Origin of the sequence: Mycobacterium sp. 1245852.3 (genome assembly GCF_001669335.1) — a bacterium.
Classification (GTDB): domain Bacteria; phylum Actinomycetota; class Actinomycetes; order Mycobacteriales; family Mycobacteriaceae; genus Mycobacterium; species Mycobacterium europaeum_A.
Genome location: NZ_LZLL01000346.1, coordinates 1 through 12,194, shown reverse-complemented (window position 1 = coordinate 12,194; position 12,194 = coordinate 1). Strand labels below are relative to the sequence as shown.

Below are 12,194 nucleotides of genomic sequence, written 5' to 3'. Positions count from 1 at the left end.
TGTGCGGACCCACTTCCGGTGCGAGTCAACGGATTACATCTGTCAGATGCACCCGGTTACCGTCTGGATCAGTAGTGCGGAGCCGCCTAACACCGGGGATCTCGTATCCAACTCCAAGGCGGGTGAGGGCCGTTGCGACTTCGGCGACATCGGTTACGCGAAATCCGAGCTGCACTCTGGTGATTGACCTGTCCCCCGCAGGAACGAGTTGGAAACCAGCACCAGATCCGCCGATCAGACCGTCGACTAACGGTGGCCGGCCTGGCTGGTCGTCGTCGAATAGCGGGATGCCTATAGCGCTGTAGAACGCCGCGGACTCGTCGACGTCCGTGACAAACAGGGTTAGTTCTAGCAGCGAGTGTGCGGGCACGCGACGAGTGTGTCAGGACGGTCTGACATCTCGCGCCTGACCGCAAAGCTCGGGTCGCTGCCCGACATCACACGTGCATACTCGACACACGATTGCAATCGCAACACACTGTCTAGAGGTGGCTTCGACATGCGTTCAGGCCGACGGGCTAATCACCGTCGGCGTTGTACATCTGCTCAAGGTTTCGCTGCTCAAGGTCGCGGCGGAGGCTCCGACAGTATTCATAGACATTGCGCCACATCTCGATTGCCTCCTGCGGCCATTCGATGATTGGCGGCAAAGTCAACATGAGATCGAGAATCCTCTCGCGCCGTTCTTCATCTTCGGTGTTGTCGGCCATGAGGCCCAACATCCGATCGAGTGCGGCATCAGCTGGGTCAACAACGTCGTCAGATTGCACACCCACAAAGTTAGGCATCGACACCGACAATTAGCTCAAGCGGTAGTTTTGAGGCGCATAACGCCTTCCAGGTCGGGCTTATGTCGGCTGAGGTTTGCCCTCCACCGACATCCAGAGCAGAACGTCCAGGATGCGTAATTCGGAGACGGAGTCGGGCACGTTGGTTGCGAGTTGGCGAACTCCGCCCAGCCAGTCCCAAACACATCGCTGGTCGTCATTGAGGACGTATTGGAACCTCCACCAGCTGCCAAGGGGGCCAAGGCCGGTAGCCTGCTCGACAAAGCTGTCCCAGATTGGCACCAGGCGTGGGCGTTTCGCCGCCAGCAGCTTGCTTGTCGTGGTCGGTCCGAGGCCATCGCGACTTTGCCTGAGCAAGTCCCACAGGCGGCCGAGCGGAGATTCCGCACAGAATATCTGGGAATCAGCATCGACGATGTCCACATCGACCGGGATCTGACTTAGTAATTCGCTCACGCGTGTGGCATCCGGGCCTAACAGGCGTATGGCCGCGGTGGCCGGCACGCTCACGCTCAGCATGGAGACAGCCAAAAAATCTTCGGGCCCAAGTGTGTTCGGATCATCGTTAAGAGCAGCCATCGACTCGAAACGCGACCCGGTGAAGCGCGGGGTATCCCCGTCTACGGCGTAATACCGCTGAAGAAAATCAACGGCATGGTCCGTCTGAGTTCGGACGATCAACTCCGGCCATGACTGCCGCCATTCCGGGTAGCCGCGTTCCACGCTCATGCCGATTCTCCTCCGCCAACGTGACCAAGCTTCTGCTGTGGCGCACCGTAGCAACCGCAACCGACATGTTGCCGAGTAATGGCTAACGGGCCACGACGCCAATCTGGGAGAGAAGCCTCAGGCAGGGGTCGCCTACTTACAGGGACACGTCAACTGTGTAGCGGGCCGACCTGCAGGTCCATGCCAGCCATTGCTGTGGTGAGCAGCATCAGCCGGTGAAGTGCTTAAGCGGGGTGGCAGACATAGGCTCACGTGCGTGCGCGACCTCGATGTAATCGACAGAGAGCTTCGACTGGTAACAGCAGCATGGCGGGCAGCCCGGGAATTGAGTCGGCGCACCCCGAGCACCGAGTTGATCGACCAGTTGCTAGAGGAGCGGGTGGCGGTGGCCGGCAGCACCATCGCAATCTCACCTGACATCGTCCATGCAGCCAGTCGGCGGTAGTAACCTTCGCGGCATGGATGACCGCAAGGGTGCGAGGCTACGGGCGGCGCGATGCAGCTCGTATACCTGAGCCAGGGAGAGCTGATCGCGGCAGCCGGTGGTGATCCGTGGGCGGTCAACCAGAGTTTGCAGGCCGGCAGCCCGTTTCAGATTTCTCGCTTGGCCGAGGCCTTTCACGCCGCAGGACGATGCACGGCGGAGGCCAACGAGACCTTCGAGCAAGCCCGCAACCGCTTCGATGCGGCCTGGAACCACCAGAATGGCGATCACCCGATCAACGACTCCGCCGAAGTACAACGCACCGTCAAATCGCTTGGCGCGCAGTCCCTGCAGCTACCCAAGATCGGCGCTGACTTGGAAAACATCGCCGCCGCCCTTGCCGAGGCGCAAAAGGCCGGAGCCCAAGAGATCGCCACGTTGGAACGTCAGTTACAGCTGCTCGATAAGATCATCGGCGCGGCGACCCAAGACCTGCAAGACCCCGCGCTCGATGCGAAATCCAGGAATGAGCTGCAGTCGCTGATCAACGATGCCAAAGCGGACGCCGTCGACGACACGCGGGACGCTTTGAATCAGCTCAACTCCATACGTAACGGCTACTCGGCCACATTGGAGAAGGCTCTGGGCAATTTGCGTACCGAGGGCTTCAACCCCGAGGGCCTGGAGCCAGCCGACGCCGACCCCCAGATACCGCCATCCAACACCAGCCCAGAGGACGTGCACCGCTGGTGGACGTCACTGACGCCCGAACAGCGCCAGCGGTTCATCGCCGAACATCCTGATCAGGTCGGCAACCTCAACGGTGTCCCGGTCCTCGCCCGCAGTGACGCCAACATTTCGGTGATGAACCAGGACCTCAACCGGGTGCGTGACATCGCCAGCCGCAGCGGGGTATCGGTCGACGATGTGCTTCGCGACCCCGGCAAATATGGACTGTCGGCCACCGACATCACGCGTTACCACAACGCTGACGAGACCAAGCAAGGTCTTGATCATGACTCCGACCACGGCCACAACCCGGTATATCTGTTCGCTTATGACCCAACGGCGTTCGGAGGCAAGGGGCGCGCTGCGGTCTGCATCGGAAATCCCGACACAGCGAAGAACACCGCTGTAATCGTGCCGGGCACCAGCAGCAGTGTGAAGGGCGGCTGGCTGCATGAGGGACACAACGACGCGCTAAACCTGTACGGGCAAGCCAACGCCGCCGACCCACACAACCCGACGGCGGTGATTGCCTGGATGGGCTACGACGCCCCTAACGACTTCAAAGACCTACGGATCTCCACGCCGATGCTGGCCCGAACCGGCAGCGAGGCGCTGGCCCAAGATGTCAACGGCCTATGGACCACACACCTTGGCGGCGGTCAGCACGTCACCGTCCTCGGTCATTCGTACGGATCGACGACCGTTGCAGACGCCTTCGCCATGCACGGCATGCACGCTAACGATGCGGTGCTCATCGGCTGCCCGGGAACCGACATGGCCCACAGCGCAGCAGATTTCCACCTCGATGGTGGGCACGTTTTCGTCGGCGCGGCTTCCACGGATCCGATCAGTTTGATCGGCGAAAGTAATGGACTGAGCAAATCGATATTTGGAGGAGATGTTGTTGGGCAGTGGCGGGGAACCGATCCGGGCCTTGGCGTTGATCCAGCCGCCGACGGATTTGGATCGGTGCGCTTCCGCGCCGAAGTACCCGGCTCGGACGGCATCAACGCCCGTCACGACCACTCGCAGTACTACAACCTCGGCGGGGAGGCCCTACACAGCATGGCCGACATCACCTCTGGACATGGCGACGCCCTGCAAGCCGACGGCATGACGGCCGCGCACCGGCATTACCCGCTTCAAGTCAACGTCCCCGGCCTAGGTCCGGTTAACGTGGGCCCGCAGACGCCAGCTTTTGTCGACCCGGAGTGGGACCGCTCGCCAGGATCAGTTACCAGCGATCATTACTTCGATGCCGAACACCACCACTGAGCCGCCGAAAGGGCGGGCACAAAAGACGGGGCTTGGTGCCCTGGCGATCATCGTTATGCTGCTGGGAGGGTGTGCCCTGGTGATGAACAAACCGCATTCGTCGGGCCCATCGACAAATCCGTTCGATGATTCTGCCCACCCGGTTACCGACGACCAGACCATGGCCCAGGTCATCGAACCAGCCAAACAGATTGTGGCCGTCGCCAACTTGCAAGGCGTGGACGGCGGATTCTCCTTCGCCTCCTGCAACGACCAAGGCGATCCCCCTTATCAAGGCAGGGTCACCATTGGGTTTCTGCTGCAAGGCGACCCCGACACCTACTTCCAGCACATCCGCGACGCGATGCGTGCAAACGGCTGGAACAGTGGCGCTCCGCCAGGACAGCACCTCCACGGCACAACCCTCAATAAAGACGGTGTCACCGCCAACTTGGGCTACATACCGTCCGACCACAGCCGGGGACAAATTCTCCTGTACGGGGAATGTCGCGACCCCAATGACCACCACCACGACCCCGGTGCAGGCCTCGACATCACCAACCAATTGACTGCGAAATGAAGCCTCTAACCTTTCACGGCCATGGGCTGGACTTGGCAATACGGGGGCCGCGTTAACGATTTGCCCACCCAAACATGCGCACCTCGTCGGCACGTCCGCCACCGTGAGGTCGCCTATAGGCGGCTTATAGTGAACGTCGGCTGAGCAAGCCGAACCGCATACTTGGTGTTTCCTGCTATAGGTGCTCAATAGGTTGGTTTCGGTCCCCGCAGTCCATCCAAGAAACTCGTCAACTGCTCATCCATCTGAGCTGCCCAATACGCCGCAATCCCGGCAAAGTCGTAATGACGCTTGGCATGAGCCCGCAGACTGGCGAGAGTGATCAAGTCCGTCTCCTTACGACCTTCGTTCACCACTTGCACGATGTCTGCGTAACTGACGGCACTTACCCGGCCACCGCGGCCCGCGGCTACAGGAACCCCGTGCCAGTCCAGCAGCTCATTGACCCGGACGCGCACCTTTTCCTCACGACAGATGTGGCAGCGTGGCTCAACGCGCTCGAAACGGCCATCGCGTATACGGCCACCCGAGATCTTCATTCCATCGTCTCCATATAGGCCGGACGGATCGAGACAGGTTTGAACAATCGACGACCTGGGCGCGGCTCCCGCGCCCGAGCATCTTGTGTGTCGTGTGGTGAGTTTTTCTCACGCATTCAAGTGATGAAGTGAAGAAATGGAAATCCTCATAGATTCACATATCTCCAGTTCGCGTGCGTATTTCTTCATTTCTTCATTTCCTCAGCCACAAGCAACGACGCCAACTGCTCGTCTGCTGATGAGGCAACGGGGAGCCGCTGATACTCGCCCTGCCGGGGGTTGAGGATCAGGCCTCGTCTGAAAAGCCGGTTCAGGATCTGCCCGGCCAGCTTGTTGTCCTTGGCAAGCCCCGCGTGAAACACCTCCATTGGGGTAACCGGGCCCTCCTGGCTGCAGACGTAGTCGAGGACGAGTTGCGTCGGCGGACTCAACGGGCGTGGTCCTTTGCGAGGCTTCAGTAGGTCACTGGCGCTGACATCAGTCTCGTCGCCAAGGACGAACGTGCCGACTGGCACCTCGGCGCCGTCCGAGACCGTCACGGTCCTGCTCTCAATTGTGTACTCGAAGCGACAGGTCTTCCCGACCGCAAGCGTTCTTACCCTGGGTCATGACTCGTAACGCCTCCCCTGACGTTGAGTCCTCCTTGGCAAACCCGAACACGCACCGCGCCACCTCACCGAACGCCGAAGACCCATTGATGCTGGCGACTAGATCACCTGTGCTGCCCTTGACAAAATGGACGATGCCGATGACGACCCCGTCGATCGCTTCGGCGATCCTCACCCAGGGATCCAGGGCTTCCCGCAATTCGTTGGAGCGGTAGATGTCGACCTTGCGACCAAGGGTGGCCATCACGGGATCGACGACGAGCATCCTCACTCCTGCCTTGATCAGGTACTTCGTCATCTCGCGCTCGTCATCGCTGGCCAGGAGGGACACATACTGGCCTCCAGCGGCCTTCACCCTCGGCATGAAGATCCGGCTCATGTCGGCTCCCGCCGCACGCAGTGCGGGTTTCAGGACGTAGGTGGCAGACTCCTCGGCGGCGATGTAGGCCACGTTGTTGGGTACGCCTTCCCAACATCCTTCAAGCTCCCCCCTGCTGACGCGAGCGGCGAAATAACGAGCAGCAGTTGACTTTCCAGTTCCGGGTCGACCCCCGAAGAGAGTCAGCGCTGCAGCCTGCATGCGACCATGGCCACCATAAGTCCAACCCCATCGCGGGGCCGCATCATTGATGCTTTCCAGCGGAATCCATTCGATCTCACGCCGGCGAACGCCGTTGACTTCAGACTGTCCGTCCGGGACCGCCCTCGGCATCGAAAGGCCGACACGAAACGCCGACTTGATTGTGGCGAGCACCGCTCGCTCTCCGTCATCCTCCGCCAAGCCACAGTTCGAGGCAGCGACACGCAGCCGCCCGACCACCAATTGCTGATCCATCCCCGCTCCGGCCACGAATGATGCACATTTCAGCGCTGCGCGGTAGAGAGCTTCGTTGCGCCCCCCTGGCCGTGCGTGGGCGACCTCATTCGCGTTCTCTTCGAGCACCTTTGCCAGATAGGCCTGTTGGCGAGCATTGGGTGGTGCACCGCTCCATGGTTTTGCCAGCTCGAACTCGAAGTCGGACTTGCCGCGAGTCCGCGGCTGCTTGGCACTCTGTTTGGCGTGCGCCGCAAGGCTTTTCGCCACCCATTGAACGAAATTTTCTGCCCCGCCAGGATCACCGCCGCTGGCCAGGGCGGGGAGGTCGTCAAATTCGACCGCGTAGCCTTTGCCGCCGTACTTTCCGCGCCACGTGCCCGGGAGGAACATATTTGTCCCGTGCGACTGAATATCCACACCGGGGAAGCCTGCAAGCTTGCTTCCGTGCACGGTTGGCAGTGCTTCGTGCCCGGCAATATAGAAGTGCTTCCCACCCGAGGGCGAGGTGACTTCGGCGAAGACACGCACTTCCAATTCCGCCAACAGCGTCCTGACCGCTTCCGCATCGCCGCTGTTACGTGGATCAACGTCAACCGCCGCAATCACCCCGCCCATGTTGGCGCACAGCGCCTTACCGAGCTCGAAACTCCGCAGCCGTTCATCGTTCCCGTCGGAAGTTAGTGACTGCCAGCCCTTCGGGCGGATGAACTCCCTTCCGCCGGCCGGAGCTACCCAGATACCGACACCGAGATCCATCAGGTGTCGCACGAACTCGACGATCTCGCGCCAATCCGCAGTACTGCCAACACGACCTCCGCGGCCATTTGCCACTTGCCCTGGTTCGTTTCGGCTGCCGGTATTCCCCGTTGGTTCCACCGACGGAGCGTCGTTGCCATTGAGTGTCATTGATCCGGTCATGACCGATCACCCTCGCGCATGCGACGAGCCGTAGTCCTCGTCATCGAACTGACTTGGCCCGCTGCAGGATTGGCTTCCGTAGTGCGTGCGCGGGCTGGGGCGACGGCGCATAGACGCAGGATCTCGTCCAAATCCTCGGCGGTCAGGTACCAGCGCCGCGCTACCTTCCGGCCTGGGAACCGGCCAGCACGAAGCTGATCAGCCAGCCATCGCTGGCTCGAACCGATCAACGAGGCTGCCGCTGCGATGTCGAAGATCAGTGGGGATTGCGATATGGGTTCAGTAGGCACAGGTGCGCTCCAATGGAAGGCGAAGGTCCGACTGTCGACCGGCGGTCAGTAAAGCCAGGGGAGTTCGGATCAACCACATTGGTACCGACCCTGGACTCCACTTGCCGGTTACCGGGTTCATGCGCTTCCGACGCGCACCTGAGTGTGTGCTTTGGCCAAAAGGTTGAGGATGACGTGAGTTTCTGCATTCGGTGGCCTCTGCGCGCTCGATCTTACGGCTCGTTACCGATCAGCGCAACTGAAATCGACTGCGCCCGATTGCATTTGGGCTATAGCGCACTATAGAGAAATTACAATCAGCAGTTCGGACGACCCGCCAGTCAGTCCCTCGCCTCCATCGCCGTCTTGAGGGCCTTTCCGACGACATCGGCGACCACCCGCGACGACCTCCGGTCTAGGTGCCCGTACCTGTCTACCGTGGTCTGGATGCTTTCGTGGCCGAGATGCCGTTGGATCACCGGCAGCGGGACACCGCCCTGGATCAACCACGAGGCGTTGGAGTGCCTGAGGTCGTGCACCCGGGGCGACTTGGTCAAGTCCTTATCCTTGGCCCGAGCTACAGCCGGCACCCAGACGTTCGGATGGAAATTGTGCGCCCGGACCGGCCCAGTGTCGCCACGGCGACCTCGCCCAGAGTTGGTGAACACCCACTCCCCGGAAAGATCCAGCTTGCCCAGGGTGGCAGGTGCCACGTCGACGGTTCGAGTCGAGCGCCGAGTCTTAGGGGGGCCCAATTGGTAGCCTTCGCCGGAGACGTAGCGCCAAGCGCGCTGGATGCGCACAGTGCCCTCACCTAGGTCAACGTCGGCAGGCCGGAGCGCGCTGGCTTCGCCCCACCGGCAGCCGGTCGCGGCCAGGAACTCCACCAGCGGCCGCCATGGCTGGGTCACCTCAGCCAGCAGGATGGCGAACTCGGCGTGGGTCAAAAAGACCATCTCCGCAGGTTCATCCCGACGCAGTCGGTTGCCGTCGCAGGGATTGTTCTGGATGCGCCGAGCTCGCACGGCCGCGTTGAGTGCACCGGCCAGGAAGCCATGCTTGTTCGCCGCCGTCTTGGCCGAGCCGGTCAAGGTGTTTAGCCACGCCGCTACGTCGGCATTGGTCAAGGCAGTCAAGGGCAGCGAACCGATCTTGCTGGGGGCGATGTCATTGGCGATGTAACTGCGATACTTGGCCCGAGTGCCGTCGTTAACCCCGGTCAGATGGTCGACGTGGTGCAGACACCAACTGGCCAGGGTCTGCACATTGCGCACGGTGCCCTTGGCGGCCCACACCTCCAGCGCCTTGGCTGGGCTCGTCTTATTGGCCAGCGTCTGAAAGTCGACCGCTTCCTGGGGGTCGTTGAACGATGAGCTGGTTTGTCGGCCGTCGAGGACGTAGAGCACTGACCAGTACGGCGATCCGTCCTTCCGCACACGCTGCCGAATCGACGCCATGGGCGCATACTAGCGCCTCAATCTTGACGGCCGCCTTGACGTGGCTTCTGCGTCAGGGGACTATTCCGCTCTGAACTGCGGATTTCCTCGTGGAGCTAAGGGGACTCGAACCCCTGACCCCCACACTGCCAGTGTGGTGCGCTACCAGCTGCGCCATAGCCCCGAGAAGTCGTGCCCATCGAAGCTACACCACCGGTAACCGTCCATCAAAGTTGCTGCTAGACCGGCTCCACGTCCGCCTCGGAGGCCAGCAGATCGGCCTCGAGATCCGCCGCAGTCCGGGTCTCCGGCGCCACCACCCAGCCAATGGCGGCGATCAGCAGGACGATCCCGCTGATGACGAAACCCCACATGTAGCTGAACTGCTCGGCGGCCCAACCGACCGCCATCGACCCGACAATCGCGCCCAGGTCCGACATCATCTGCACCGTCGCCACCGGCAGGCCCGCCCGCGCCTCGTTGCCCAGGATGTCGGCGACGGCGGCCTGCAGCGGTGACATGTAGATCCCCGTCATCGCCCCGACCACGCCCGCCGCCACCATGAACACCGGCAACGACGAGACGAAACCCAACCAGACGGTCGCCGCCCCGGACGTCACCAGCCCGATGATCAACAGAGTGCGCCGCCCCATCCGGTCCGACAGGTAGCCGCTGGGGATGACCGCCAGCGCGTTTCCACCCGCGAACGCCGCGAGCACCACGCCGATGATGCCGATGCCCCGGCCCATCACATCGGAGATGAACAGCGGCACCAGCGCGACCCGTAGGCCGAACGCGGACCAGCCGGTCGCGAAATTCGACAGCAACGCCGAGCGGTACGCGCGCACCCGCAGCGCCTCGCGCAGCGTCACCGTGGATCGCGTCGGGGGTGGCGGCGCAGCCAGCGCCGAGTTCCGCAGGCTGTAGAACAGCACCACCGCGACGGCCAGCATGGCGACGCCGTAGACCACGAACGGAGCGGTCAACCCCCAACCCGCCGCCAGGCCGCCCACCGCCGGGCCGCCGACCGCGCCCACCATGAACGAGGTGGTGAACAGCCCGGCGATCCGGCCGCGCGCATCGGGAGGGCTGATGTGGATCATCAGCCCTAGCGCCGAGACGTAAAACATCGTCGACCCGATGCCGCTGAAAACCCGGCAAAGCATTAACTGCCAGTAGGCCTGGGAAAAGGCACACGCGGCGGTGGACACCGCCACGATCAGCAAACCGCCGATGTAGATCCGCCGCTCGCCCAAGCGTTCGGTGAGCAGTCCACTGATCGGCGCGAAACACAACCTGCTCAATGAAAAGACGGTGACCAAGAAAGTCACCGCCTTGATGCTCACCCCGAACGTGCGCGCAAAGGTCGGCAGCGCCGGCGAGATCACGCCGTAGCCCAGGGCGATCATGATATTCGCCCAGCTCAGGATCCAGACTTCGCGCGGCAGCCGGCTAGAACGGGATGCACGTCCCCCCGGGCGGGCAAGACGGAGGGAAAAGGTCACCCAATGACTTTATTAACCACCTCGCGCGCGGTTTCCTGCACCTGGGCCAAATGCTGCGGCCCCTTGAAGGATTCCGCGTAAATCTTGTACACGTCCTCGGTGCCCGACGGGCGCGCGGCAAACCACGCATTGGCCGTCGTCACCTTCAATCCGCCCAGTGGTGCGCCATTGCCGGGCGCCGCGGTCAGCTTCGCGGTGATCGGCTCCCCCGCCAATTCGGTCGCGGTCACCTGGTCGGCGGAGAGCTTCGACAGACGCGCCTTCTGCTCGCGATCGGCGGGCGCGTCGACGCGCGCGTAGTAGGGCGTGCCGTACTCGCCGGCCAGCTGCTGGTAGCGCTGCGACGGACTCAGCCCGGTGACGGCGAATATCTCGGACGCCAGCAGCGCCAGGATGATGCCGTCCTTGTCGGTGGTCCACACCGAGCCGTCCCGCCGCAGGAACGACGCCCCGGCCGACTCCTCGCCGCCGAAGCCGATGGTCCCCTCGATCAGGCCGTCGACGAACCACTTGAATCCGACCGGCACCTCGATCAGCTTGCGGCCGAGGCCGGCGACCACCCGGTCGATCATGGACGAACTGACGGCGGTCTTGCCGACGGCGATACCGCCCGGCCACGACGGCCGGCGGGTGTAGAGGTATTCGATGGCCACCGCGAGGTAGTGGTTCGGGTTCAGCAGACCCCCATCGGGCGTGACGATGCCATGGCGGTCGGAGTCCGCGTCGTTGCCGGTGGCGATCTGATACCGATCGCGGTTGGCGATGAGGCTCGCCATCGCGTCCGGCGAGCTGCAGTCCATCCGGATCTTGCCGTCGTGGTCGAGGGTCATGAACCGCCAGGTCGCGTCGACCAGCGGATTGACCACGGTCAGGTCCAGGCGATGCCGCTGGGCGATCTCGCCCCAATAGTCGACGCTCGCCCCGCCCAGCGGATCGGCGCCGATGCGCACCCCGGCGTCGCGGATGGCATCGAGGTCGACCACGTTGGGCAGGTCATCGACATAGTTGCCGAGGTAGTCGTGGCGCTGCACGGACTGGAGCGCGCGGGCCAGCGGAACGCGCTTGACCCCCGACCCGTCGCGCAGGATCTCGTTGGCGCGCTTGGCGATTGCGTTGGTGGCGTCGGTGTCGGCCGGTCCGCCGTTGGGCGGGTTGTATTTGAAGCCGCCGTCCGCGGGCGGGTTGTGCGACGGCGTGACCACGATCCCGTCGGCCAGCGCGTCGGTGCGCCCCCGGTTGTAGGTGAGGATGGCGTGGCTGATCGCCGGCGTGGGCGTGTAGCGGTCCCTACTGTCGACGACGGCCACCACCTCATTGGCGGCCAGCACCTCCAGCGCCGACACCCAGGCCGGCTCGGAAAGCCCGTGCGTGTCCCGGCCGATGAACAGCGGACCCGTCACGCCGTGCGCGGCGCGGTATTCGACGATGGCCTGCGTGATCGCCAAGATATGCGCCTCGTTGAACGCGCCGCCCAGTGCCGAGCCGCGATGGCCCGACGTGCCGAACGCCACCTGCTGGGCGACGTCACCGGGGTCGGGCGCGATCGAGTAATACGCCGTCACCAGGTGGGGCAGATCGACGAGATCTTCGGGCTGGGC

At 62.9% G+C, this 12,194-nt stretch carries 11 protein-coding genes and 1 tRNA gene; 2 read left to right on the top strand and 10 right to left on the bottom strand.

The features are described 5' to 3' along the window. Positions 1-25: 25 nt before the first annotated feature. The 3 genes from A9W96_RS33340 to A9W96_RS15520 form a co-directional block, all read right to left on the bottom strand. Positions 26-370: a VOC family protein gene (locus A9W96_RS33340; protein ID WP_369830836.1), complete on the bottom strand. Its 345-nt coding sequence runs from the start codon at positions 368-370 to the stop codon at positions 26-28. Positions 371-518: 148 nt separating this feature from the next. Further along, the gene (locus tag A9W96_RS15525; protein ID WP_156765265.1) at positions 519-770 is read right to left on the bottom strand and encodes a hypothetical protein; all 252 of its coding nucleotides are present in this window, start codon (positions 768-770) and stop codon (positions 519-521) included. 78 nt (positions 771-848) lie between these two features. Continuing rightward, on the bottom strand, positions 849-1,517 hold the full coding sequence (locus A9W96_RS15520; RefSeq protein ID WP_067141014.1) for a DUF6308 family protein: 669 nt from the start codon (positions 1,515-1,517) through the stop codon (positions 849-851). A gap of 496 nt (positions 1,518-2,013) precedes the next feature. Here A9W96_RS15520 and A9W96_RS15515 point away from each other — a divergent pair, with 496 nt between their 5' ends. Then, positions 2,014-3,945, top strand: coding sequence for an alpha/beta hydrolase (locus A9W96_RS15515; RefSeq protein WP_067141011.1), 1,932 nt, complete (start codon positions 2,014-2,016; stop codon positions 3,943-3,945). A 55-nt stretch (positions 3,946-4,000) separates the two neighbouring features. After that, entirely contained in the window at positions 4,001-4,504 is a 504-nt protein-coding gene (locus A9W96_RS15510; RefSeq protein WP_369830837.1) for a hypothetical protein, read from the top strand. Positions 4,505-4,689: 185 nt separating this feature from the next. Here the strand turns inward: A9W96_RS15510 and A9W96_RS31480 are convergent, their stop codons facing one another. The 7 genes from A9W96_RS31480 to pgm all read right to left on the bottom strand — a co-directional run. Continuing rightward, on the bottom strand, positions 4,690-5,043 hold the full coding sequence (locus A9W96_RS31480) for a hypothetical protein (protein ID WP_156765264.1): 354 nt from the start codon (positions 5,041-5,043) through the stop codon (positions 4,690-4,692). A 185-nt stretch (positions 5,044-5,228) separates the two neighbouring features. Then, positions 5,229-5,582, bottom strand: a complete 354-nt coding sequence (locus tag A9W96_RS15500; RefSeq protein WP_067141002.1) for a hypothetical protein — start codon at positions 5,580-5,582, stop codon at positions 5,229-5,231. A 10-nt stretch (positions 5,583-5,592) separates the two neighbouring features. After that, positions 5,593-7,386: an AAA family ATPase gene (locus tag A9W96_RS30460; protein ID WP_082972294.1), complete on the bottom strand. Its 1,794-nt coding sequence runs from the start codon at positions 7,384-7,386 to the stop codon at positions 5,593-5,595. Between the two features lie 610 nt (positions 7,387-7,996). Continuing rightward, positions 7,997-9,112, bottom strand: a complete 1,116-nt coding sequence (locus A9W96_RS15490; protein WP_067140996.1) for a site-specific integrase — start codon at positions 9,110-9,112, stop codon at positions 7,997-7,999. 90 nt (positions 9,113-9,202) lie between these two features. After that, positions 9,203-9,275: transfer RNA gene (locus tag A9W96_RS15485), tRNA-Ala, on the bottom strand. 55 nt (positions 9,276-9,330) lie between these two features. Continuing rightward, positions 9,331-10,518: an MFS transporter gene (locus tag A9W96_RS15480; RefSeq protein WP_231999699.1), complete on the bottom strand. Its 1,188-nt coding sequence runs from the start codon at positions 10,516-10,518 to the stop codon at positions 9,331-9,333. A 74-nt stretch (positions 10,519-10,592) separates the two neighbouring features. Beyond that, a partial coding sequence (gene pgm, locus A9W96_RS15475; RefSeq protein ID WP_067140993.1) for a phosphoglucomutase (alpha-D-glucose-1,6-bisphosphate-dependent) occupies positions 10,593-12,194 on the bottom strand: 1,602 nt, incomplete at its 5' end.